At 41.5% G+C, this 24,377-nt stretch carries 21 protein-coding genes; 19 read left to right on the forward strand and 2 right to left on the reverse strand.

All coding sequences use genetic code 11. The features are described from left to right. Positions 1 to 3: 3 nt before the first annotated feature. Entirely contained in the window at positions 4 to 2,427 is a 2,424-nt protein-coding gene (gene pheT, locus LCL89_RS00560; protein WP_224807138.1) for a phenylalanine--tRNA ligase subunit beta, read from the forward strand. A 42-nt stretch (positions 2,428 to 2,469) separates the two neighbouring features. Here the strand turns inward: pheT and rnhC are convergent, their stop codons facing one another. Further along, positions 2,470 to 3,402: a ribonuclease HIII gene (gene rnhC / locus LCL89_RS00565; RefSeq protein ID WP_224807139.1), complete on the reverse strand. Its 933-nt coding sequence runs from the start codon at positions 3,400 to 3,402 to the stop codon at positions 2,470 to 2,472. Positions 3,403 to 3,549: 147 nt separating this feature from the next. Here rnhC and zapA point away from each other — a divergent pair, with 147 nt between their 5' ends. From zapA to uvrC, 12 genes are all read left to right on the forward strand, one after another. After that, entirely contained in the window at positions 3,550 to 3,831 is a 282-nt protein-coding gene (gene zapA, locus LCL89_RS00570; RefSeq protein WP_197316661.1) for a cell division protein ZapA, read from the forward strand. A 4-nt stretch (positions 3,832 to 3,835) separates the two neighbouring features. Continuing rightward, entirely contained in the window at positions 3,836 to 4,378 is a 543-nt protein-coding gene (locus LCL89_RS00575) for a CvpA family protein (protein ID WP_197316660.1), read from the forward strand. A 90-nt stretch (positions 4,379 to 4,468) separates the two neighbouring features. Further along, positions 4,469 to 6,187 (forward strand): DNA polymerase/3'-5' exonuclease PolX, encoded by a 1,719-nt coding sequence (gene polX, locus LCL89_RS00580; protein WP_224807141.1) that lies wholly within the window; start codon positions 4,469 to 4,471, stop codon positions 6,185 to 6,187. A gap of 21 nt (positions 6,188 to 6,208) precedes the next feature. Continuing rightward, the gene (locus LCL89_RS00585; protein WP_224807143.1) at positions 6,209 to 8,560 is read left to right on the forward strand and encodes an endonuclease MutS2; all 2,352 of its coding nucleotides are present in this window, start codon (positions 6,209 to 6,211) and stop codon (positions 8,558 to 8,560) included. Between the two features lie 26 nt (positions 8,561 to 8,586). After that, positions 8,587 to 8,994, forward strand: coding sequence for a DUF350 domain-containing protein (locus tag LCL89_RS00590; RefSeq protein WP_197316657.1), 408 nt, complete (start codon positions 8,587 to 8,589; stop codon positions 8,992 to 8,994). Positions 8,995 to 9,540: 546 nt separating this feature from the next. Beyond that, the gene (locus LCL89_RS00595) at positions 9,541 to 11,241 is read left to right on the forward strand and encodes a long-chain-fatty-acid--CoA ligase (RefSeq protein WP_197316656.1); all 1,701 of its coding nucleotides are present in this window, start codon (positions 9,541 to 9,543) and stop codon (positions 11,239 to 11,241) included. A gap of 102 nt (positions 11,242 to 11,343) precedes the next feature. Further along, positions 11,344 to 11,931 carry a TetR/AcrR family transcriptional regulator gene (locus LCL89_RS00600; protein WP_197316655.1) on the forward strand — a complete coding sequence of 196 codons (588 nt, stop codon included), beginning with the start codon at positions 11,344 to 11,346 and terminating at the stop codon, positions 11,929 to 11,931. A gap of 18 nt (positions 11,932 to 11,949) precedes the next feature. Continuing rightward, the gene (locus tag LCL89_RS00605) at positions 11,950 to 12,723 is read left to right on the forward strand and encodes an enoyl-CoA hydratase (protein ID WP_224807145.1); all 774 of its coding nucleotides are present in this window, start codon (positions 11,950 to 11,952) and stop codon (positions 12,721 to 12,723) included. A 17-nt stretch (positions 12,724 to 12,740) separates the two neighbouring features. Further along, positions 12,741 to 13,514, forward strand: a complete 774-nt coding sequence (locus LCL89_RS00610) for an electron transfer flavoprotein subunit beta/FixA family protein (RefSeq protein ID WP_197316653.1) — start codon at positions 12,741 to 12,743, stop codon at positions 13,512 to 13,514. 26 nt (positions 13,515 to 13,540) lie between these two features. After that, complete coding sequence (locus tag LCL89_RS00615) at positions 13,541 to 14,521, forward strand: electron transfer flavoprotein subunit alpha/FixB family protein (RefSeq protein WP_197316652.1); 981 nt, start codon at positions 13,541 to 13,543, stop codon at positions 14,519 to 14,521. Between the two features lie 180 nt (positions 14,522 to 14,701). After that, positions 14,702 to 15,016: a thioredoxin gene (gene trxA / locus LCL89_RS00620; protein WP_197316651.1), complete on the forward strand. Its 315-nt coding sequence runs from the start codon at positions 14,702 to 14,704 to the stop codon at positions 15,014 to 15,016. A 117-nt stretch (positions 15,017 to 15,133) separates the two neighbouring features. Next, a complete protein-coding gene (uvrC, locus tag LCL89_RS00625; protein WP_224807147.1) occupies positions 15,134 to 16,930 on the forward strand; it encodes an excinuclease ABC subunit UvrC in 1,797 nt (598 codons plus the stop codon). Between the two features lie 16 nt (positions 16,931 to 16,946). Here uvrC and LCL89_RS00630 read toward each other — a convergent pair whose 3' ends face one another. Next, the gene (locus tag LCL89_RS00630; RefSeq protein ID WP_197316649.1) at positions 16,947 to 17,390 is read right to left on the reverse strand and encodes a DUF2507 domain-containing protein; all 444 of its coding nucleotides are present in this window, start codon (positions 17,388 to 17,390) and stop codon (positions 16,947 to 16,949) included. 281 nt (positions 17,391 to 17,671) lie between these two features. Between LCL89_RS00630 and LCL89_RS00635 the strand changes: the two genes are divergently transcribed. From LCL89_RS00635 to LCL89_RS00660, 6 genes are all read left to right on the forward strand, one after another. After that, positions 17,672 to 18,292 (forward strand): succinate dehydrogenase cytochrome b558 subunit, encoded by a 621-nt coding sequence (locus LCL89_RS00635; protein WP_197316648.1) that lies wholly within the window; start codon positions 17,672 to 17,674, stop codon positions 18,290 to 18,292. Between the two features lie 50 nt (positions 18,293 to 18,342). Continuing rightward, entirely contained in the window at positions 18,343 to 20,094 is a 1,752-nt protein-coding gene (sdhA, locus tag LCL89_RS00640; RefSeq protein ID WP_197316647.1) for a succinate dehydrogenase flavoprotein subunit, read from the forward strand. A gap of 15 nt (positions 20,095 to 20,109) precedes the next feature. Further along, positions 20,110 to 20,874, forward strand: a complete 765-nt coding sequence (gene sdhB, locus LCL89_RS00645; RefSeq protein WP_224807149.1) for a succinate dehydrogenase iron-sulfur subunit — start codon at positions 20,110 to 20,112, stop codon at positions 20,872 to 20,874. Positions 20,875 to 21,180: 306 nt separating this feature from the next. Beyond that, complete coding sequence (locus LCL89_RS16805; protein ID WP_224807151.1) at positions 21,181 to 23,373, forward strand: sensor histidine kinase; 2,193 nt, start codon at positions 21,181 to 21,183, stop codon at positions 23,371 to 23,373. Then, positions 23,370 to 24,020 carry a response regulator transcription factor gene (locus tag LCL89_RS00655; RefSeq protein ID WP_224807153.1) on the forward strand — a complete coding sequence of 217 codons (651 nt, stop codon included), beginning with the start codon at positions 23,370 to 23,372 and terminating at the stop codon, positions 24,018 to 24,020. Before LCL89_RS16805 ends, LCL89_RS00655 begins: the two co-directional genes overlap by 4 nt. 63 nt (positions 24,021 to 24,083) lie before the next feature. Then, positions 24,084 to 24,338 carry a helix-turn-helix domain-containing protein gene (locus LCL89_RS00660; RefSeq protein ID WP_206760640.1) on the forward strand — a complete coding sequence of 85 codons (255 nt, stop codon included), beginning with the start codon at positions 24,084 to 24,086 and terminating at the stop codon, positions 24,336 to 24,338. Positions 24,339 to 24,377: the final 39 nt, after the last annotated feature.

Below are 24,377 nucleotides of genomic sequence, written 5' to 3' on the forward strand. Positions count from 1 at the left end.
CAAATGCTCGTATCATTGAATTGGTTGCAAGAATATATAGATGTGAGTGCTTACAAACCGGAAGAACTCGCAGAAATCATTACTAAAACAGGAATCGAAGTGGAAAGCGTAGAGCCTGTAGCGGAAGATGTGACAGGTGTGGTCGTAGGCTGTGTCGTATCTTGTGAACAACACCCGAATGCGGATAAGTTATCTCTTTGTCAAGTCGATGTAGGGACAGAAACCCTTCAGATCGTCTGCGGTGCACCGAATATTGCAGAGGGGCAAAAAGTCGCTGTAGCAACACCAGGAGCTGTACTTCCTGGAAACTTCAAAATCAAGAAGACGAAGCTTCGCGGAGAGGTTTCAAACGGAATGATCTGCTCCTTACAGGAGTTAGGTGTTGATGAAAAAGACGTACCTGCAGAATTTTCTGAAGGCATTTATGTATTTCCTGAAGATGCAGAAACCGGAGTCAATGCCATATCTTTATTGAATCTGGATGACATCATCATTGAGCTTGGGTTGACTCCAAACCGCTCTGACGCAATGAGCATGGCAGGTGTTGCGTATGAAGTTGCTGCTGCTATTGACGGACAGTATCAATTAGCGGACGAAAAAGTCACACCAGTTGAAGACAAGACAGAAGATCATTTGTCCGTTCAAGTGGAAGACCCGGAAGCGAACCCTTATTATGGAGCTTTCCTGATTAAGGACGTACAAGTAGGACCATCTCCTTTGTGGATGCAGAACCGTTTGACAGCTTCAGGTGTCCGCCCGATCAACAACGTCGTCGACATTACAAACTATGTCCTGCTTGAGTATGGACAGCCTTTACATGCTTTTGATTACAATCGTTTCGAGTCGAACGAAATTGTTATCCGTTTTGCAAAAGATGGGGAGATCATCAAAACATTGGATGACCAGGAGCGGAAACTTTCCTCCAACCATTTGGTTATTACAAATGGAGAAGAGCCTCATGCCATTGCAGGCGTAATGGGCGGAGCAAAGTCTGAGGTCCAGGAAGATACAAGTGCGATCATTCTTGAGGCTGCCTATTTTGCCCCTTCTGTAGTACGTGAGTCTTCCAAGGATCATGGCTTACGAAGTGAGTCAAGCTCCCGTTTTGAAAAAGGTGTGGATCCGAATCGAGTTGAACGGGCGGGTAAACGTGCCTGTGAATTACTGGAGAAGTACGCCAACGGCAAAGTCCTATCCGGTGTAGCAAGTTTCGATCAGCTTGACCGCTCTGAAAAACAAGTGACGATCCAAACTTCAAGGATCAATGATCGCTTGGGTACGGAAATTTCCAATGAGGAAATTCAAGACATTCTTCGTCGCCTGCAGTTCAGTTATGAACAAGAGGGGGAGGAATTCAAAGTCACAATACCGACGCGTCGTGGAGATGTTGTGTTGTTTGAAGATATGCTGGAAGAGGTCGCGCGGATATACGGTTATGATCGATTACCATTTACTTTGCCGGAAGGATCTTCTCAGGCTGGCGGACTTAGTTTATATCAACAATTGAAGCGGAAGACCAAAGCATATTTTGAAGGAGCAGGACTAAATGAAACAATTACTTACTCCTTGACGCATGAGTCTAAAGCGACCATGTTGATGAGTCCTGAAATCGAACAGGAAGCAAAAGCGCCGGTTGGGCTAGCTATGCCGATGAGTGAAGATCACAGTCACCTTCGATTAAGCATCTTACCAGAAATGTTAGAGTCCTTATCCTACAACGTAGCAAGAAAACAGCACGATATCGCTTATTATGAATTGGGGACGGTTTTTGTAAGTGAAGAAGAACAGGTAACTGCTCAACCAAATGAAGTCCTGCGTGCAGCAGGGGCTTTAACTGGTACTTGGCATACCAACCCATGGCAGCAGGAAAAGAAAGACGTTGATTTCTTTGTTGTCAAAGGAGTAGTTGAGGGCTTGAGTGAGCACTTGAATATTCCTTTCACTTACGAAAAGGCGAAACTCTCTCATATGCACCCGGGCCGGACCGCTGTTGTGAAGGCTGGGGACGAAATCGTAGGGTTCATCGGCCAAGTCCATCCAAAGCTTCAAAAAGAATTAGGTCTTAAAGAAACTTATGTCTTTGATTTAAACGCAGAAAAACTCTTTACTAAATATTCTAAAGAGGAAGCTTTCCAGACCATCCCTCGCTATCCTTCTGTTTCGAGAGATATCGCGTTGGTGGTGGATCGTGAGGAAGCTGCTGGAGATATCGTATCAACAATCTCCGAAGCTGGTGCTCCACTTGTGAAGAACGTCCAAGTGTTTGATGTTTATCAGGGAGAAAATCTGCCTGAAGGGAAAAAATCACTCGCTTTCAATCTTCTTTATCTGGATCCAAACCGTACGCTGAAAGACAAAGAGGTTGAAGAAGCCCATGATAATATCTTAAGTGCAGTTCAAGAAAATCATAATGCAGAAGTCAGATAATATTAAAAAGTGTGTTCCGATTTGGAACACACTTTTTTTGTATTAAACCATCTTTTTCGCTTTTTGGGTGTTGGCAAAATGAACCTTAGCTATTTCTTCCAGCTTTGCTTCGCCGTAGTGCCGGATAACGCTCGCTGCCGCTTGATCCACTTTGGATGAGGCCCCTTTGGGTATCGGAAGTCCTGTGTCGAATTCCAGCTGATTCATAGCCTTTACAAAAGCGGATCGTGCAATGATTGAACCGGTGGCTACAGCAATGGAGTGACTCTCTGCCTTGGTCATGAAGTAGACGTTTTTCTGAAGCTGTAATCCTTCACTCTTCAAGTGTTTTTTGTAAACTTCAGGCTGTGAAAATTGATCCACTAAAATACCTTCAGGTGTTTCAGGTGAAATTTTTTTCAATAGACGATCGAGGGCTTGATGGTGGAGGATCGTTTTCATCTTTCCCTGCGACCATCCTTTTCTCTGCCATTGATTGTACTTGGTATTGTTAAGCCTGAGGAGACTGTATGGTATTTTCATGGCGACGATTTGTTTAGCTAAATCAGTGATTTGAGCATCTGTCAGGTGTTTTGAATCTTTGACGCCTATGGATTTGAGAATAGGTATTTGTTCTTTGGTGACATAGGCAGCGGCTACTGTAATCGGACCGAAGTAGTCTCCTGTCCCGGCTTCATCCGATCCGATATGAGAACTTGTAAATAAAGTGTCCTCTGGATGGTACGCATGATTCGGAGATGAGGTTTTTCCGGTCTTTGTACCTGAAGCGGGGGCTTTCCCCCATTTGTCTGCTTCAACTTGCGGTTGGCTTCCTTGGAATAACACCTTTCCGGAGCGGTAGGCTGTAATCGTACAAGCGCTTGTTTTAGCTGCAAACATCGCATTTGCCGGAGTATTCGGTTTGAGTTGTTTTTTGTAGTACCCTTTCATTTCATTCAATTTGGAAGTGGAGAGTTTCAATACGACTTGGGGCATGTGAATTTCCTTTCTTAACGAAAAATGATATCCACAGTATAGCAAAATCACGGAATGAAGAGAACATTTGTGAAATACATCCATATTGGTTTCCTAATTCAATGCCTTCGTGTTAGTATTAAGTTTAGGATTGAGAAACTAGGGGGTATGGACGTGTCGCAATCAGACCAAAAGAAAAAAAGAATTACAGTGGAGATCAATAAACGTTCTTACACTATAGTTGGTCACGAAGAGCCCCATCACATCCGTATGGTATCCAGTCTTGTGGATCAGAAGATGCGTGAAATACACGAAGCGAACCCCAGCCTGGATACGGCAAAACTCGCTGTTCTGACCGCTGTGAATACAATGAACGAGTATATAAAACTTAAAGAAGAGTGTACGGAACTAATGAACTATATTGAAAAGAAAGAGAAAGAGGACGAGTAGGGTCATGATTGATTTATTGCTGTTGTTTATTTTATTAGTCGGGGTTTTTGTTGGTTTAAGACGTGGATTCATATTGCAGTTATTTCATCTAATCAGCTTTATTATCGCTTTTGTTGTAGCAGTCATGTATTACGATGATCTATCACCTAAATTGACATTATGGGTTCCTTATCCAGAGTTACCTGAGGGGGCATCCTGGGCAATATTCATAGATAGCTTGCCATTAGAGCAAGCCTTTTATAATGCAGTAGCCTTTGCTATATTATTCTTCTCGGTAAAAGTCATCCTACATATAATCGCTTCGATGTTGGACTTCGTATCAGAACTGCCTTTATTGAACTCAGTAAATTCATTATTAGGCGGTGTACTAGGTTTTGTGGAAAACTATGTACTATTGTTTGTTTTCTTATACATAGCTGCACTTGTTCCTTTGGAAATGGTACAAAATGCTTTGGATGGATCTATTCTGGCACAGTTTATCATTGAGCACACCCCTGTGTTTTCAGAAAAGTTGAAAACCCTGTGGATTGAACATGTAGCTGGCTGACGGTTGATGTGATAATGAAGAAAGCCGCTATGATTTTGATCATGGCGGTTTTTTTATTCGGTACAACACTTGAAAGAGGAGACGATACGTATGGCAATTGATAAAAAACAAGTGATCAAATTATTAGAAAAGATAGCTGTTTATTTAGAACTTAAAGGAGAAAATCCTTTTAAAATTTCTGCGTACAGAAAAGCTGCTCAAGCGTTGGAAAGAGATGATCGTTCTTTGAATGAAATCGAAGACTTCAAGAAAATGAAAGGAATAGGAAAAGGAACAGCTGCAGTAATCGATGAATACATTCAAAATGGTGAGTCAGATACCTTGAGGCAATTGCAGGCAGAAGTTCCGGAAGGGCTTGTTCCCCTGCTGAATTTACAAGGTCTCGGCGGAAAAAAACTGGCCAAACTGTATCAGCAGCTTGGGGTCATAGATGCAGAATCTCTTAAGGAAGCTTTGGAAAGTGGAAAAGTTGAACAGCTGGAGGGATTTGGAAAAAAGTCTGCAGAAAAAATGTTGAAATCTCTGGAAGAAGCCAATACAAGACCTGAGCGACTGCCGATTGCGATGATGCTGCCATTGGCAGAAAAGATTGAGCAGTTCTTAGAAAATGCCTCGACTTTTTCCCGTTTTTCAAGAGCCGGCAGCTTAAGAAGAATGAGGGAAACGATAAAAGATCTAGACTTTATCATTGCTTCAGATCAACCATCCAAGACGAGGGATGAGCTGTTGGAATACCCTGAAATTAAAGAAGTTGTCGCTTCAGGAGAAACAAAAGTCTCCATCGTTGTCCATGAAGGCTATGATATTGGAATTGACTTCCGTATTGTAGCTCCTGAAGAGTTTGCCACTACCCTGCATCATTTTACAGGGTCAAAAGATCATAATGTTGCTATGCGTCAGTTGGCGAAACAGCAGAATGAAAAAATCAGCGAATATGGCGTAGAAGATATAGATACTGGAGAGATTAAGACATTCGAATCAGAAGAGAGTTTTTTTGCTCATTTCGGTCTGCATTTTATTCCACCGGAAGCTAGAGAAAACAAAGGTGAAGTGGAACAATTCAAAGAACCTGTCCGTTTATTGGAACAATCAGATATCCGGGGCGATCTTCATATGCACTCTACGTGGAGTGATGGTGCTCAGTCGATTAAGGAAATGGCTGAACAGGCAAAGGCGAAAGGCTATGAATTTATTGCCATCACTGACCACTCAAAGTATTTACGTGTAGCTAATGGTTTAAATGAAGAGCGCTTGAGAAAACAGAGGGAAGAAATACAAGAAGTCAACAACTCTATGAAGGACTTTCATATATTCGCAGGAGTGGAAATGGACATCCTGCCAGATGGATCTCTTGATTTTGATGAAGAATTCCTGAAAGAAATGGATTTTGTAATAGCTTCCATCCATTCGAGTTTTTCACAGTCTGAAGAAAAAATCATGGAACGGATGAACGCAGCACTTGAATCTCCTCATGTTCACATGATTGCCCACCCAACCGGGCGTCTGATCGGCAGGCGTGAAGGGTATGCAGTGAATTTAGAAGAATTGATTCAAGGAGCAAAAAGGACGGGGACCATTTTAGAACTAAATGCAAACCCGAATCGTCTGGATTTGAATTGGGAATGGCTGATGAAGGCTCAGGAAGAAGGGGTTGAAATTGCCATTAACACCGATGCGCACAGTTATCCAATGTTGGATCATATGGAGATTGGTGTTGGTACAGCTCGGAAAGGCTGGATTCAGAAAGATACAGTCATTAACACCTGGACCAAAGAACAGCTGATGAAGAAGTTCGGAATCAAGGAGTAGGAATAGAGGAGGCGGTCGAAGATGAATCAGCGAATCCTTCATACATTAGAATATAAAAAAATAATTGAGCAATTGAGTGAGCAAGCCGCTTCATCGTTAGGGAAAGAAAAAGTGCTTGCATTGAAACCTTCGTCTGATATAACTGAAGTCCGTCAATGGCAGATGGAAACAGATGAAGCCTCCCATGTTTTGCGTTTAAAAGGACATGTCCCTTTGGGGGGGATATTTGATATCAAGCCAAGCTTGAAAAGGACAACCATTGGTGGAATCCTCACAGCTTCAGAATGTCTCGAAGTAGCAAGCACCATCTACGGGGGCAGGCAGTTAAGGCGTTTCATAGAAGATATGGAAGAGCCGGAAATGCCGATATTGAGAGAAAAGGTCACAGAGGTAGAGCCCTTAAGACAATTAGAACAGAAGATTCGAAGCTGCATTGATGAACACGGAGGAATCATGGATGGAGCTTCTGACCAATTACGCAGAATACGCTCAAAGATCCGTACGTATGAGAGCCGTGTGCGAGAAAAAATGGAAACTTACACAAAATCCAAAGCGAAGATGTTGTCTGATGCAATCGTAACGATAAGGAATGAACGTTATGTACTTCCTGTAAAGCAAGAATACCGGGGATCAATCGGTGGGATTGTTCATGACCAATCTTCCTCAGGTGCAACGCTTTTCATTGAACCCCAATCTGTGGTTGAAGTTAATAACCAATTACAAGAAGCGAGAGTACAGGAAAAGCATGAAGTTGAAAGAATCTTGAAAGAGTTATCAGAAGCCATAGCAGAAGAAAATCAAATGTTGTATCACAATGTTACGGTATTAGGGCATATCGACTTTATGTTCGCAAGGGCAAAATTAGCTTCACAAATGAATGCTTCCATGCCGACTATGAATGATGATGGCTACATTAAAATGCAGCAGGCAAGGCATCCATTGATCGCTGAGGATGAAGTGGTTCCAAACGACATAGAAATCGGTAGAGACTTCACATCCATCGTTATTACTGGACCCAATACAGGTGGTAAGACGGTCACCCTCAAACTTGTAGGGCTTTGTACGTTAATGGCACAGTCCGGTTTACAAATACCCGCCTTGGATGGGTGTGAACTCGCGGTGTTTGATGAAGTTTATGCAGATATCGGAGACGAACAATCGATTGAACAAAGCTTATCTACATTCTCCTCCCACATGACGAATATAGTGGATATATTGGACCGAGTGAACGACCGGTCACTCGTCTTATTTGATGAGCTGGGAGCAGGTACCGACCCTCAAGAAGGGGCGGCGCTTGCCATGTCGATTCTGGATGAAGTAGTTCAGAGAAATGCGCGCGTCATTGCTACTACCCACTATCCAGAACTGAAAGCCTATGGTTATAATCGTGAAGGGGTAATCAACGCTTCAGTGGAATTTGATGTGCAGACACTGAAGCCTACTTATCGATTGCTCATCGGAGTTCCAGGCAGAAGTAATGCTTTTGAAATTTCCAGAAGGTTAGGACTTGATGAGTCTATTATCACCTCGGCTAAACAACAGGTGGGTACAGACTCCAGAAGTGTTGAAAATATGATCGCCTCCTTAGAAGAGTCCAAACGTGGGGCAGAGAAAGATTATGAGGAAGCAGAACAAATTCTTAAAGAAGCTGAAGATCTGAAAAAGCAGCTGCAAGATCACTGGTCTCAATTTGAAGAAAAAAGAGAAAAACTTTATGCCCGCGCTGAAGAAAAAGCTGAAAAGGCGATCCAAAATGCAAGGCAAGAGGCTGAAGATATCGTAAATGAAATTAGAAATATGAAATCACAGGCTGAGTTGAAGGAACATGAGTGGATCGAAGCCCGCAAAATGTTTGATGAAGCAAAACCTCAACTGGCCAAAAAGAAAGCAAATCAAAAACAAGAACAATCTCCTAAGCAGGATACGAAAGAATTAAAAGCAGGGGACGAAGTGAAGCTGCTTACCTTGAACCAGAACGGTACAGTTGTCGAACAAACTTCTAAAAATGAATACCAGGTCCAAGTGGGCGTCATGAAAGTGAAGGCAAAACGAAAAGAATTGGAATTCATCAAATCACCTCAACCCTACAAAGAAAAACCTATGGCGAAGGTGAAAGGGAAAGATTTCCATGTAAAAATGGAATTGGACCTCCGGGGAGAGCGCTATGAAGACGCATTGAACCGGTTGGAAAAGTATATTGATGATGCTTTATTAGCCGGATATCCAAGAGTCTCCATCATCCATGGAAAAGGTACTGGTGCTTTGAGACAAGCCGTACAAAATTACGCCAAGAATCATAGAAATATCTCCAGTCACCGTTCTGGAGGGATGAATGAAGGCGGAAGCGGCGTGACAGTTCTCGAACTTAATTAAATGTCGATTCAAGGGAGCGGACGGAAATGAATGGTTTTTGGGAATTCACATTAATCGAGACAGCAGCACGTTACAGTGTAGTCATTCTTTGCTTAATTGTCTTTATGGCAATCTTTGAAATCGTGACCTCCTACAATAATTGGAAAGAAATCAAAGGGGGAAACTTGGCAGTCGCAATGGCTACAGGAGGAAAAATCTTTGGAATCGCGAACATCTTCCGTTATTCCATAGAACATAATGACTCTCTTCTTCAGACGATGGGATGGGGGATTTTTGGATTTGTATTATTACTGTCAGGATACTTCATCTATGAATTCCTAACTCCTTCATTTAAGATTGATGAAGAGATTGCAGCAGACAACCGTGCTGTCGGATTCATATCCTTAGTCATTTCTGTCGGTTTATCTTATGTCATCGGCGCGAATATCATTTGAGGAGATCGATATGGAAACATTAGCGAAAATATTAATGGTCGTGGCAGCATTATTCCTCATTGTCGGGGTGCTGTTCTTTATCTTATGACAAAAAGCGTTCTTCACATCGAAGAACGCTTTTTGTTTTGTCTTTTTTGGGTTTTCGGTCTGATCCTTGCTTAGAGTATGGGAGGGAAGGAAAAACAGTCCGCTTGTCGCGGGGAACGCCGAGTCTCCTCGAACTTCATTCTCCGGGGTCTTCTACGGTCCCCTGCGAAATGGAGTCATTCACGCCTCAAACAAATTCCAGGACAGGAAGAGCTGAGACGAACTTCCTTCTGAAATAACAACACCATGCAATACCAGAGCATTTTGGTTAAGTGAAGAAAGTAAATGGTAAGTGACCATCATGCAACGGTGTTTTGCATCTTCGTTTAAAGTTTTTTTCTTATTTTCAGAGGATTTCCTATTAATCGGTGTAATTTTCTTAAAATTTAAAAATTATATTTCAAATATGACTTGTCTCTCGTTATAATGGAACTAAGACAAAAAGGGAGGCGTTTTGGTATGACAACCTTTAACAGGCCATGGCATGAACATTATCCACCCGAGATCCCTGCAACGATGAACTATGATGAAAAACCTTTACATGAATATTTGGAGGAAAGTGCATCAGTTTATGGAGAAAAGAAAGCGCTTTATTTTTTAGGGAAGGAGTTAACTTATAAGGAGTTGTTTCACCAATCGAAAGCTCTGGCGCGTTATTTACAGGATTTAGGTCTTGAAAAAGGGGACCGGATTTCAATTATGCTACCAAACTGCCCTCAATCCGTCATTGCTTACTACGCAATCTTGATGGCTGGTGGAATCGTAGTCCAGACTAATCCTTTGTATATGGAAAGAGAGCTGGAATATCAAATGAAGGATTCCGGGGCGAAAATGATCATATGTCTTGACCTTCTATATCCAAAAGCTGTGAATGTCAAACCAGAGACGTCTTTGGAGCATATTATTGTGACGGGAATTAAGGATTACCTGCCATTCCCTAAAAACAAAATTTATCCTTTCATACAAAAGCGGCAGTATCAAGTCCTGGTCAAACCAGAACAATCCTATGATACACATTTATGGACACATATCTTAGAAACTAGTGATGGTGAAGTTACACCAGTAGAAGTGGATCCAAAAGAAGACCTGGCGCTCCTCCAATATACAGGCGGGACCACAGGTTTTCCTAAAGGAGTAATGCTCACTCATCATAACCTGGTGGTAAACACCCAAATGTCAAGAAAGTGGTTATACAACTTGGAAGGTGGAAGTGAAAGTGTATTGGGAGTTCTGCCATTTTTCCATGTCTACGGCATGACCTCAGTCATGAATTTTTCCGTCATGACAGGTAATAAAATGATTTTAATGCCAAAATTTGAACCCGAAGATGTATTGAAAGTTATCGATAAGCAAAAACCGACCCTTTTCCCTGGAGCTCCTACCATTTACATCGCTTTATTAAATCATCCTCAATTAAAGAAGTATGATTTATCTTCAATAAAAGCTTGTATTTGTGGATCAGCACCTCTGCCGCATGAAGTCCAGGAGCAGTTTGAAAGAATCACCGGAGGTAAACTTGTCGAAGGGTACGGTTTGACGGAGACTTCTCCTATTACCCATGCCAATTTCGTCTGGGGAAATCGCGTCAGCGGTAGTGTAGGGGTTCCGTGGCCGGATACTGATGCAAAGATTTATAAGATGGATGTCGATGAAGAAGCTGAGTTTGGAGAAGTTGGTGAAATCATCGTCAAAGGGCCTCAAGTCATGAGAGGGTATTGGCAGAAACCTGAAGAAACAGCCCAGGTTCTCAGTGAAGATGGATGGTTCAAGACTGGTGATTTAGGTTACATGGATGAAAAAGGGTATTTTTATATCGTGGATCGTAAAAAGGATATGATCATAGCTGGTGGATTTAATATTTATCCTCGTGAAGTAGAAGAAGTCCTTTATGAACATTCTGAAATTCAAGAAGCAGTCATTGTAGGTGTACCTGATGCTTACAGGGGAGAAACGGTCAAAGCTTTCGTAGTTAAAAAAGCAGGAAGCGATATTACAGAGGATGAACTGGATGCCTTCTGTCGAAAACATCTGGCTTCTTATAAAGTCCCTCGCATTTATGAATTCCGCGATGAACTTCCTAAAACTGCAGTCGGAAAAATCCTTCGCCGTACTTTAGTGGAGGAAGAAAAAAGAAAATTAGAAGGTACAGAAAGCGTATAAAGACGAGTTTTTTTAAAAGTTGACAGAATATTTCCTTGATTGTAGAATAATATATGAATGACCGTTCATTCATTTTCAGAATTGATAAGGTAGGAGATTTCATTGAAAAATAGCAAACCTAAATATAAACAAATTATTGAAGCTGCAGTTGAAGTCATTGCTGAAAATGGGTATCACTCCTCGCAGGTTTCAAAGATTGCTAAAAAAGCAGGAGTGGCGGATGGTACTATATATCTCTACTTCAAAAATAAGGAAGATATTCTTGTTTCACTTTTCCAAGATAAAATGGGGCAGTTCATTGAGAAAATCGAGCAAGAAACCACTTCCAGGCAGACAGCTGAAGAGAAATTGTTGACTCTGATTCAAACACATTTCAAACAGCTGGCTGCCGACCATCATCTAGCGATCGTGACGCAGCTTGAATTACGTCAATCGAACAAAGAGCTTCGGCAGAAAATTAATGGCGTGTTGAAGCGTTATTTGAACGTCATCGACTCCATCATCGAAGAAGGTATGGAAGAAGGGTTGTTCCGGAGTGGCCTGGATCTCCGTCTCGTCCGCCAAATGATTTTTGGTACGCTGGATGAGACGGTGACCAACTGGGTCATGAAGGACCAACGATATAACATAGAAGACCAAGCTGAAGAAGTCCATAGCTTGATTGTCCATGGATTAACCCATAACAGGTAAAAAAGGAGAGAGGAATCTTTGTCGACACTTCACTTACAGGTCAAAAGTAATGTTGCTGAAATTTTGATTCAAAGTCCACCTGCAAATGCTTTATCCAGCAGGATATTGGAAGATTTATCTTCGGAGCTGGATAAAGTCGAGCAGGATCCTGCTATTAAAGCAGTGGTTTTGAAAGGGGAAGGGAAATTCTTTTCTGCAGGAGCAGATATTAAAGAGTTCACTTCTCTCCAAAAGGCTTCAGATTACAAACAATTAGCCCGAAAAGGGTTGAATCTTTTCAACAGAATTGAACACTTCCATGTCCCTGTCATTGCTGCGATCCATGGAGCAGCATTGGGAGGGGGACTGGAACTCGCAATGGCTTGTCATATCAGGTATGTCACTCATAATGCTAAGCTTGGCCTGCCTGAATTGAACTTAGGAATCGTACCTGGCTTCGCTGGTACCCAGCGCCTGCCAAGATTAGTGGGCGCACCTAAGGCGTATGAAATGCTGTTGACAGGAAAACCGGTTTCAGGCGAAGAAGCAGTTCAATTGGGGTTAGCTAATAGAAGCTTCCCGGAGGAAGATTTATTTAATGAAGTTGCACAGCTGGCTCAATCGATTGTGTCGAAGAGCGGTCCAACCATCCACCATATCATGAATTTGATACCTTATACCCATTCTTCAAGGTTCGATGAGGGAATGGATGCGGAAAGTGAAGCGTTTGGAGATGTGTTTGGCAATGAGGATGCGAAAGAAGGCATACAAGCATTTATTGAAAAGAGAAAACCAGAGTTTAAAGATCAATAGTACAGGAGGGCATAGAGATGAACATTTACGTTTTGCTGAAAAGAACTTTTGACACAGAAGAAAAAATTTCCATTAAAAATGGACAGATTGAGGATGATGGAGCAGAATATATCATCAACCCTTATGACGAATATGCAGTAGAGGAAGCAATCAACATCAGAGATGAGCATGGTGGTGAAGTCACTGTCGTTACCATCGGGGATGAAGATAGTGAGAAACAATTGCGCACTGCTCTTGCCATGGGAGCTGACAAGGCTGTCCTGGTAAATACTGAAGATGATTTGGAAGAAGGAGATCAGTTCACAACAGTTAAAATCCTTGAAGCTTTCTTTGAAGACCGGGATGTAGACATTATTTTGGGCGGAAATGTTGCGATTGATGAAGCGAGTGGCCAAGTCGGTCCCCGTTTAGCAGAGCGCCTTGATATTCCTTGTGTGACTACAATTACGAACATTGAAATAGAAGGTAAAAATGTGAAAATTGAACGTGATGTAGAAGGTGATGTAGAAAAGGTTGAAACGACTTTACCTTTATTAGTCACTTGCCAACAGGGTTTGAATGAGCCTAGATATCCTTCCTTACCTGGGATTATGAAAGCTAAGAAAAAACCTTTGGATGAATTGGAAATTGATGATTTAGATTTGGATGAAGATGATGTGGAACCAAAAACAAGAACCACTGAAATTTTCTTACCTCCTGAGAAGCAGGCTGGCAAAGTGCTGGAAGGCGAGGTCGATGACCAAGTAAAAGAATTGGTGTCACTATTGAAGACTGAAGCGAAAGTACTGTAAACAGATAGAAGGGAAGGAGAATCGATATGAGTAAAAAAGTGTTGGTTATTGGTGAATCTAGAGAAGGTTCCTTAAGAAATGTCACATTTGAAGCAATTGCAGCTGCTAATATCATAAGTGACGGCGGAGAAGTCGTCGGAGTTCTTTGTGGAGCTGGAGATATGGAAGCGATGGGGCAGGAAATGGTTTATCATGGTGCTACTCGTGTCATTACTTTAGCAAACGAAGAATTGAAAACGTATACATCAGATGGGTTTAGTCAAGCAATCTTCCAAGTAATTGAAGATGAATCCCCTGAAGGAATCGTTATGGGACATACAGCTATCGGTAAGGACTTGACTCCAAAGCTTGCAAGTAAACTGGAATCCGGGTTGATTTCCGATGCTACAGAAGTAGTGGCTGAAGGTGATAAAATTGTGTTCACTCGTCCTATCTACTCCGGAAAAGCATTTGAGAAGAAAGAGATTACGGATGGAGTTGTGTTTGCTACAATCCGCCCGAACAACATACCGGCATTAGAAAGGAACGAGGAACTTGCAGGTGAAGTGTCTGCCAGAGATGTGGACATTCAAAACATTCGTACCATCATAAAGGATATCATCCGTAAATCTTCCGAAGGTGTGGATCTATCAGAAGCGAAAGTTATCGTAGCGGGCGGCCGAGGAGTGAAAAGCTCTGAAGGGTTTGAACCATTAGAGCAGCTGGCTGATGTACTCGGCGGTACGGTAGGTGCGTCACGTGGGGCATGTGATGCAGGTTATTGTGATTACTCATTGCAAATCGGCCAGACAGGGAAGGTGGTCACTCCTGATTTGTACATTGCGTGTGGAATTTCAGGTGCTATCCAACACTTGGCAGGGATGTCCAATTCTAAAGTGATCGTTGCGATAAATAAAGATCCAGAGGCGAATATATTCAACGTAGCCGATTATGGTATTGTCGGAGACTTATTCGATGTGGTTCCTAAATTAGTAGAAGAAATAAAACAAATGAAAGTGAATGCATAAATTCATTCGTTTACCTTAGGCAATAAGGTAGTATGGTATGAATCATTCAAAGAAGCCTGAGCCGAATTATTTGGCTTTGGCTTCTTTCCATGTTTAAATGAGGTATAAACAAATTGTTAGTCACTAAAAATAGATAGTGATATACTCTAATCAGACTCATTGGTCGAGGAGGAATATATAATGTCAATTGTAAAAGCAACTGATCAAAACTTTACAGAAGAAACAAATGAAGGTTTAGTTCTAGCAGATTTCTGGGCACCATGGTGTGGACCTTGCAAAATGATCGCTCCTGTACTTGAAGAGCTTGATGAAGAAATGAATGATCAAGTTAAAATTGTAAAGCTGGACGTAGATGAGAACCAGGAAACAGCTGGTAAGTATGGAGTTATGAGTATTCCTACCCTGCTTCTTTTCAAAGATGGTAAGGTCGTTGACCAAGTCATCGGTTTCCAGCCTAAAGAAGCACTAGCAGAACTGATTACAAAGCATTCCTAATTGGAGTAAACACTCTAAAAGATGCCGCGTTGCCTTTGCAACGCGGTTTTTTTCTGTATATGTCCTCCCTTATATGATACTTTTGATAATATACTTCTAAATAATGGAGTGAAATTGATGAATTCCAATATAAAGGAAAAATTGGCGGTATTACCTGATCAACCCGGATGCTATTTGATGAAAGATAAGCATGGGACGATTATATATGTGGGTAAATCAAAAGTTTTAAAGAACCGTGTGAGATCCTATTTTACAGGTGCACATGATGGAAAGACTCAACGGCTGGTCAAAGAAATCGTTGACTTTGAATACATCGTCACGACATCGGAAATCGAAGCTTTAATCCTTGAAATGAATTTAATAAAGAAATACGACCCGAAATACAACGTACTTTTGAAAGATGATAAAACCTATCCATATTTGAAAGTTACAGCAGAAAGACATCCTCGATTGATTGTTACCAGGAATGTGAAAAAGGATAAAGGAAAATACTTCGGTCCCTATCCGAACGTCATCGCAGCAAGGGAAACCAAAAAGTTATTAGACAGGCTTTATCCTTTACGCAAGTGTAACACCATGCCCGATCGCGTCTGTCTTTACTATCACATGCATCAATGTCTGGGGCCTTGCGTGTACCCGGTAAGCAAGGAAACCAATCAAGAAATTGTGCAGAATATCACTACCTTCTTGAATGGTGGTCATGCCGAGATCAAAAAAGACTTGAAAAGTAAAATGTATGAAGCTTCAGAAGAGCTTGATTTTGAAAGAGCGAAGGAACTCCGAGATCAAATAGAGCACATTGAATCTGTGATGGAGCAGCAGAAGATGACTATGAACGATCAAGTCGACCGTGATGTCTTCGGTTATTCGTACGATAAAGGTTGGATGTGCGTACAAGTCTTTTTTGTTCGTAGAGGTAAGCTGATTGAAAGGGATGTAGCATTGTTCCCGTTCTTTGATGATCCTGAAGAAACTTTCTTAAGTTATATCGGGCGATTCTACCACCATCAGAACCATCCTTACCCGAAACAGGTTCTTGTACCAGTGGCGACGAATGTGGACGTACTGGACGGAATATTAGATACGAAAGTTCACATTCCTATGCGAGGCAGGAAAAAAGAGCTTGTTGAATTAGCTATGAAAAATGCTGAAATCTCACTGGAGGAAAAATTCTCGTTGATTGAAAGAGATGAAGAAAGAACAATCAAAGCGGTTGAATCTTTAGGAGATTTTTTGAACATAGAAACTCCCCATCGCATTGAAGCCTTTGATAACTCCAATATTCAGGGAGCCGATCCCGTGTCAGCTATGGTCGTCTTTACGGATGGTAAACCGGATAAAAAAGAATACAGGAAATATAAAGTCCGTGACGTTGAAGGACCAGATGATTATGAAACGATGAGGGAAGTGATTCGGAGGAGATATAAACGTGTTTTGAAAGAAAATCTTCCTTTACCTGATTTGATTGTTGTCGATGGAGGAAAAGGCCAGATGTCTGCAGCTATGGATGTACTTGAGAATGAATTAGGGCTGGACATCCCCCTATGTGGACTGGCTAAAGATGAAAAGCACAAAACAAGTGAACTTTTATATGGTGAACCTCCTGAAGTCGTAGACCTTGATAGACAATCGCAAGTTTTCTATCTTGTTCAAAGAATACAGGATGAAGTCCACCGCTTCGCTATATCATTCCACCGCCAATTAAGAGGGAAAGGTGCCATTCAGTCTGAATTGGACAAAATTCCAGGGGTGGGCCAAAAGAGAAGAAGGTTGTTGTTAAGACATTTCAAATCTGTGCCGGAAATAAAGAATGCCAAAATAGAGGAAATTACGAAGCTCGGAATTCCCGAACCTGTTGCGAATACAATTCTCATCCATTTGAATCAAGAACAAATAGAACCAGCTGAAGAATGACAGCTGGTTCTTTCTTTTACCCTTTAATGGCTTTAATTTCTATGATGCTTTCTTTTTTGTTGATTTCTTCAAAACACTCATATGTATGGTCCGTCAGTTTACGTAAGGCTTCAGCCAGAAAGCCGCATTCTAAACGGAAGTCGACTTTAAAGAACTTTTGATGGAGTCTCTTTTCAATGATATGACCAGATAGCTTGAAGTGTAACTCTTTCTTTTTTTCAGTTGCAAGCTCCAGCTCACCCCAGCCCATATACTGGTAAAACTCATATAGATCTTCGAAATCGTAAATCTCAGATTGTCTAGCTATATTCTTTCCCATGAAATAAAGGATATAGGGGGCATCTTTGCCAAGAAAGTCAGGAAGGGTATAGTAGCGGAGCATATCGAATCCGGCTCCAGTCCCTACCAGCGATGAAATGTTGCTAGTGGTTATGTTCGTCGAATCTTTCAAAACGCTCATTCCTTTCTATATTTACATTATCACCCGAAATGGAATTTGGCGCAATAATAATTGTGGCATTTTCCGGAAAGGAAATAAATGTGTATTTATGAGCATTTTCTACAGCCCCTTTCTTGACGCTCCTACTCGATAGAAGTACAATAAACATGTCACAAATTGTGCATTTGTCAGATAAAAAGGAAAAACATAAGGTTTTCCTATTTTTTTCAACCAAAATTAAAGCGCTTTACTATCTGAAAAATGGACAAATTCAATCTGTTATCATCTTGAGGGGGGTAAATATGGCGGGAACACGAGGTTACGTTAATCGAAGACTACATTCATTACTGGGAGTCATTCCCATCGGGATCTTTTTGATTCAGCACTTGACTGTAAACTATTTTGCAACACGTGGTCCAGAAGCATTTAACGCTGCGGCACATTTTATGGAGAGTTTACCGTATCGTTATGTTCTGGAGATTTTTATCATCTTTTTACCACTTTTGTTCCACTCCATTTACGGGGTGTACATCGCATTTACAGCCAAAAACAATTTGGGGAACTTCAGCTACTTTAGAAACTGGATGTTCATGATTCAAAGGGTTACCGGTATCATCACTTTAATTTTCATCGCTTGGCACGTTTGGGAGACCAGAATCGCGATCGGTTTTGGTTGGGCTGAGCTGAATTATCAATTGATGGAAGGCATCCTAACAGAGCCATTCTTCTTCTGGTTCTACATAATAGGTGTGATTTCTACTACCTTCCACTTCTCAAACGGTCTTTGGTCATTCTTTGTCAGCTGGGGAATCACTGTATCTCCACGCTCTCAACTTATGATGACGTATGCAAGTATCGTAATCTTTGTTGCGATTTCTTACGTAGGTGTGCGTACGCTGATTCAGTTTGCCTACGGTATTTAGAACATAATCTAAACGTTGATATATAGTTATTAAGGGAGTGAGCTTCAATCATGACGAATCGAAACATCGTTGTCGTCGGTGGTGGTTTAGCCGGCTTGATGGCAACAATAAAAGCAGCAGAACAAGGGGTTCACGTTGATCTGCTTTCTATAGTACCAGTTAAACGCTCTCACTCTGTCTGCGCTCAAGGTGGTATTAACGGAGCAGTAAACACCAAAGGTGAAGGAGATTCACCTTGGGAACACTTTGACGATACGGTCTATGGTGGAGATTTCTTAGCCAACCAGCCACCGGTTAAAGCAATGTGTGACGCTGCCCCTGGAATCATTCACTTGTTAGATCGTATGGGAGTCATGTTCAACCGGACCCCTGAAGGATTGCTGGATTTCCGCCGATTTGGGGGAACTCAGCACCACCGTACAGCTTTTGCCGGCGCGACAACAGGGCAACAGCTGCTTTACGCTCTTGATGAACAAGTGCGGCGCCATGAAGTAAATGGCCTTGTCACAAAATACGAAAATTGGGAATTCCTTTCAGCTATCGTAGATGACAATGGAGTTGGTCGAGGAGTGGTTGGTCAAAACCTGAGTGACCATGAAATCAAAGCCTTTCCAGCAGATGCTGTAATCATGGCGACTGGTGGACCGGGTATCATCTTCGGTAAGTCTACAAACTCCGTCATCAATACAGGTTCAGCAGCAGGATCCTTGTATCAGCAGGGAGTCAATTATGCCAATGGAGAGTTCATTCAAATCCACCCTACTGCCATCCCGGGAGATGACAAGCTCCGTCTCATGAGTGAATCTGCTCGTGGAGAAGGTGGGCGTGTATGGACTTATAAAGATGGTGAGCCATGGTACTTCCTTGAAGAAAAATACCCTGCTTATGGTAACTTGGTTCCGCGTGATATCGCCACACGTGAAATATTCGATGTGTGTGTAAACCAAAAGTTAGGTATTAATGGTGAGAACATGGTTTATCTCGACTTGTCCCATAAAGATCCTAAAGAACTTGATGTCAAGCTTGGTGGTATCATTGAGATCTACGAGAAATTCGTAGGTGATGATCCGAAAAAAGTTCCTATGAAAATCTTCCCTGCCGTACACTATTCCATGGGTGGTATGTGGGTAGATTACGACCAAATGACGAATATTCCTGGAATATTTGCAGCAGGTGAATGTGATTATACTCAGCATGGAGCGAACCGTCTCGGAGCTAACTCACTACTTTCTTCTATTTACGGTGGTATGGTCGCTGGACCGAACGCTGTGAAATATACAGAAGGCTTAGATGAAATTTCTGATGAGATGTCTTCAAGCTTGTTCGATGCAAAAGTAAAAGAGGAACAAGAAAAATTCGAGGAAATCATGAACATGGACGGCGACGAAAACGCTTATCAAATCCACAAGGAGCTTGGCGAGTGGATGACAGATAACGTTACCGTTGTCCGTGATAATGAGAAATTATTGAAAACGGACGAGAAGATTGTAGAGTTGATGGATCGTTACAAACGCATCAATATCAACGATACTTCCCGTTGGAGTAACCAAGGAGCTATGTTCACCCGTCAGTTGTGGAATATGCTTCAATTAGCTCGAGTCATCACTCAAGGGGCTTATAATCGAAATGAAAGTCGCGGTGCACACTATAAACCTGATTTCCCTGATCGTAATGATGAGGAATGGTTGAAGACGACTGTGGCTAGTTATGATAAAGAAAATAATAAACCGGTATTCCGTTACGACGATGTAGATACTTCCCTGATTGAACCGCGTAAACGTGACTACTCTAAGAGTAAATAAAGGAGGTCTTGAATGATGAGCGAAAATAAGACAATTACGTTTATAATTACACGTCAAGATCACCCGGACGAGCCTTCTTATGAAGAAAAGTTCGAAATTCCATACCGTGAAAACATGAATGTCATATCTGCATTGATGGAAGTCCGCCGAAACCCTGTCAATGCTGAAGGGAAAGATACAACGCCAGTTTACTGGGATATGGGATGTCTTGAGGAAGTTTGTGGAGCTTGTTCTATGGTAATCAATGGAACTCCACGTCAATCCTGTACAGCTCTGGTCGACCAGCTGGAACAGCCGATTCGTCTGGAACCGATGAAAACGTTCCCGGTTATGCGTGATCTGGCCGTTGACCGTAGTCGTATGTTCGACTCCTTGAAAAAGGTCAAAGCTTGGATCCCGATTGATGGAACTCACGATCTAGGTCCAGGTCCTAAAATGGCTGAAAGTAAACGTCAATGGGCTTACGAGCTTTCCAAATGTATGACTTGCGGCGTTTGCTTGGAAGCATGTCCGAATGTGAATGATAAATCAGACTTCATCGGACCTGCTGCTCTATCTCAAGTCCGCTTGTTCAACTCTCACCCAACAGGTGAAATGAACAAGAGTGAGCGTCTTCAAACCATCATGGACGAAGAAGGGTTGATGGGTTGTGGAAACGCACAAAACTGCGTGCAAGCATGCCCGAAAGGTATTCCGCTTACTACTTCAATTGCAGCATTGAACCGTGATACGGCGATTGAATCCTTCAAGAGCTTCTTCGGTAGTGACAAACAGATATAAAATGAATCCAAAAAGCCACTGTACTTTAAGTACAGTGGCTTTTTTTTATCACATGTTAAATGAAACTATTTAAAACAATTGGTAGACTAGTGTTCATTATTAAATACAGGGTTGTCGGAGAATGCATGAGTAGTATAATAGTGATGATTGAAATTTAATAGGGTGGGCATGTATATGAAAAGTTTCAAATGGCCTCAAATTTTGATTTTAATATTTTTTATTATCTCTGCAATATATTTTATTACGATATCAATAACCTATCCATATATAGGGGTAGACCTCGAAAAACAAGAAGGAAGCTGGATGGTGGCTGAAATTGAAAAAGATAGCTGGGCTGACCGGCATGGAATCCCTCTTTACTCAGAAGTCCTTTCTGTTAATGGGAAGCCTCCTGAAGAACATCTCCCGGTTTCTATGTTTCAGGAGCTTGAAAAGGCTAACTCCTTTGTGTTGAAAGCATCAGGAACAGAAATACTATATGAGGATATTGAACAATCCAGTCCAATGCATTGGACCTTGTTTTTAATCGTCCCTGCGCTTTTTTTCATTACCATGCTCAGGATCGCTCATTTAGTACATACAAGAGTTCCAGAGCGCTATTCGGCGCACCAGTTGATTGCTTTTTTCTTATCCATTGCTACCGGATACTTAAGTAACAGCGGTGCTGTCAGGGCGGATTTATTCAGTTTGTTTTTAAATACGACGTTATTTTTAATAGGTCCTGTCATCTTGATTCACTTCCTGTACAACTATTTTAAAGAATTGGACATTTACTGGTTTTCTAAAAAGATCGTATACGTTCTTTACTCATTTACAATTACTGTATCCTTGTTAGAAAGTTATTTTTTAATCACCCGTGACTACCCGGAATTCTTTGACCCTGTACCTGCTTATTTACTGCTGGTTTTGTATATCGTTTTATTCTCAATCATTTACCGGGGGGTATTAAAGAATAAAACAGCTTCGGTAGGTTCTATATTTAAATACATGGCTGTAGGGATGACTGTAGCTTTCTTTCCTTACATTTTATTTTATCTGATTCCAATGTTGACGATGGGAAAGAAAATCATAACTTTGGAAATTGCTGCGGTATTTTTAATTGCGCTCCCTATTACCTTTATGTACCTAATAACGAGAGAGCGTCTAATTGATATTGATTTCGTCATGAGTCGACTGAGGTATTCCTTCATATTGTCGATTCTTCCGAGTTTCCTTCTTACGGCTGCGACCACCTGGGTCGTATCACAACCATTATCAATGATTGAATACGTTCAAATCTATTTGTTCCTTCACTTCACTTTGATTGCTTTTTTATCTATAAAAGAGATGCTTGATTTTCGTCTGCAAAAGTATTTATTCTCTGCAAGATATAGTTACCAGGAAAGTATGCACCGTATGTCTAAGAATATGAAAAGCCAATCCAATGCCGTGGACCTGATGAAGGTGATGAGGGCAGAAGTCAATAATGTGATGAGAGTGAAAAAGATTTATATTTTCTCCAAACACAATCAAAAAAATATGTATTGCGTTTATGACGAAATACCGGAAGACATCCTGTGTCATTTCAAGGAACAGCTCAACAATGATCATTTGGATGTCGGGTCTATCATTGAATCTGAGAAAGGGTTCGGAGTCATTGTAGGATTCTCATTACAAAAAATTACGATGATGTGGTGTGAAGGGAAACGCGATTACACCAACTTAAACAGAGATGAGAAAACTTATCTGCAGACAATATCGCACAATGCCAATATTGCCATTGAAAATATGAATCTAATAGAAGATTTAGTAGCAGAACTTCAAAGGTTGAAAAACGATCAAACGCAGAAATACCCGACTTGGCTTTCCCGTTTGCTATTTACTATTGCTGAAAATCAGCGGAAACAGTTATCCATTGATTTGCATGATACGGTGTTACAAGAACAACTGTATTTGTACAGAAAGATGGATGACCTTATCGGATATAGGAAAGACCTTCCTCCGACACTGCATTCAGAGCTGTTGACTTATAAGGAATCTTTGCTGGACAGCATCCATTTAATCAGGGAAACCTGTAATGAGTTACGTCCGGCTTTCATTGAAGAGTTAGGTTTGGTCCAATCATTGAAAAATCTGATTCATCAATACCAGCTCAGATCTAATTTCACTGTATATTTCACTTTTGAAAGGTTTAACGCCGAACTCGACCAAGAGCATATTCTCGCTATATTCAGAGTTGTGCAAGAGTTATTGACGAACGCGATGAAACATTCTCATGCTAAAATCGTCAAGCTTTCTCTTTCTAATGATGATAAGCAGGTGATGCTTCTATATTCCGATAATGGAATTGGAATGGACTTTTCCTATCAACGCAATTTATTTTCACATATCGGCCTGTCTGGAATTGAGCAGAGGGTGAATGGTTTGAATGGAAACTTGAGTATTGAAACGGAGCCAGGAGAAGGATTTAAAACCATCATTACATTCCCGGTCGATTCGAGAAAGGAGATTAAAGTATGACTAAAGTTCTGATAGTAGATGATCATCCAGCTGTAGGTGCCGGCACGAAAACGATGCTGGAACAAGAAACGGATATGGTGGTGGATGTGGTCGATCACAATGAAAATGTAGAGTCCTTGTTAAAAAACAAAGACTATGATGCATTATTGTTGGATCTATACATGCCAGGCATTAATGGTATAGAGCTTGCAAAAAATATACGCAAAAAAGATCCCGATTTAACTATACTCATATATACCGGGTTTGATTTGAGCACCCATTTCAACATGGTCGTCGAGGCAGATATAAACGGCTTTGTCAGCAAAACGGCTACAAGTGAAGAGCTGGTGACGGCTATTCGATGCGCTTTACGTGATGAGGTGGTCATTCCTCTTCATTTGTTCAAACAGTTGCGACGGACAGAAGCAAGTGTCAGTAGAACGAGTGATGTTCCTGAAAAAGAAGGGATTTCATTGAACGAAAAAGAACAATCGATTTTGAAAGAGGTGGCCTCCGGGTTTACGAATCGTGAGATCGCTCAAACCCTGCATATGTCTCAAAGAAGTGTGGAATATACACTTACAGGTATTTTTAATAAGCTGAATGTACGTTCGAGAACAGAGGCTTTATTCAAAGCGCAGGAACTCGGGCTCGTGTCAAAATCATAAATCCATGACACACGCACGATTCTTTTCTCATACGATACATTGACTAAATAATCCCCCTCAAACATGCTCAGGATAACAAGGAGGGGTACGCTTGTGAAGGAGGACGGTTATCGGCCTACACAGATTCTTACCAAGCGGGAGCGGGAAGTTTTCGAGCTTCTGGTGCAGGATAAAACGACGAAAGAGATTGCCAAAGAGCTTTTCATTTCTGAGAAAACGGTGAGGAATCACATTTCAAACGCCATGCAGAAGCTGGGTGTGAAAGGACGTTCACAAGCAGTTGTAGAACTGCTGCGTATGGGAGAGCTGGAATTATAGTCTCCCTACCTACTACTAAGGTGGAGTCGTTTAGTATCA

It is taken from the genome of Halobacillus yeomjeoni, from assembly GCF_020171525.1.
Taxonomy (GTDB): Bacteria; Bacillota; Bacilli; order Bacillales; family Halobacillaceae; genus Halobacillus; species Halobacillus yeomjeoni.

Coding starts and splice junctions, on each gene's coding strand:
- sdhB (WP_224807149.1), top strand. CDS start 20,110: ATGAGCGAAAATAAGACAATTACGTTTATAATTACACGTCAAGATCAC.
- LCL89_RS00595 (WP_197316656.1), top strand. CDS start 9,541: ATGACAACCTTTAACAGGCCATGGCATGAACATTATCCACCCGAGATC.
- rnhC (WP_224807139.1), bottom strand. CDS start 3,402: ATGCCCCAAGTCGTATTGAAACTCTCCACTTCCAAATTGAATGAAATG.
- LCL89_RS00655 (WP_224807153.1), top strand. CDS start 23,370: ATGACTAAAGTTCTGATAGTAGATGATCATCCAGCTGTAGGTGCCGGC.
- LCL89_RS00615 (WP_197316652.1), top strand. CDS start 13,541: ATGAGTAAAAAAGTGTTGGTTATTGGTGAATCTAGAGAAGGTTCCTTA.
- zapA (WP_197316661.1), top strand. CDS start 3,550: ATGGACGTGTCGCAATCAGACCAAAAGAAAAAAAGAATTACAGTGGAG.
- LCL89_RS00590 (WP_197316657.1), top strand. CDS start 8,587: ATGAATGGTTTTTGGGAATTCACATTAATCGAGACAGCAGCACGTTAC.
- LCL89_RS00575 (WP_197316660.1), top strand. CDS start 3,836: ATGATTGATTTATTGCTGTTGTTTATTTTATTAGTCGGGGTTTTTGTT.
- sdhA (WP_197316647.1), top strand. CDS start 18,343: ATGACGAATCGAAACATCGTTGTCGTCGGTGGTGGTTTAGCCGGCTTG.
- uvrC (WP_224807147.1), top strand. CDS start 15,134: ATGAATTCCAATATAAAGGAAAAATTGGCGGTATTACCTGATCAACCC.
- pheT (WP_224807138.1), top strand. CDS start 4: ATGCTCGTATCATTGAATTGGTTGCAAGAATATATAGATGTGAGTGCT.
- trxA (WP_197316651.1), top strand. CDS start 14,702: ATGTCAATTGTAAAAGCAACTGATCAAAACTTTACAGAAGAAACAAAT.
- polX (WP_224807141.1), top strand. CDS start 4,469: ATGGCAATTGATAAAAAACAAGTGATCAAATTATTAGAAAAGATAGCT.
- LCL89_RS00660 (WP_206760640.1), top strand. CDS start 24,084: ATGCTCAGGATAACAAGGAGGGGTACGCTTGTGAAGGAGGACGGTTAT.
- LCL89_RS00630 (WP_197316649.1), bottom strand. CDS start 17,390: ATGAGCGTTTTGAAAGATTCGACGAACATAACCACTAGCAACATTTCA.
- LCL89_RS00635 (WP_197316648.1), top strand. CDS start 17,672: ATGGCGGGAACACGAGGTTACGTTAATCGAAGACTACATTCATTACTG.
- LCL89_RS00585 (WP_224807143.1), top strand. CDS start 6,209: ATGAATCAGCGAATCCTTCATACATTAGAATATAAAAAAATAATTGAG.
- LCL89_RS00610 (WP_197316653.1), top strand. CDS start 12,741: ATGAACATTTACGTTTTGCTGAAAAGAACTTTTGACACAGAAGAAAAA.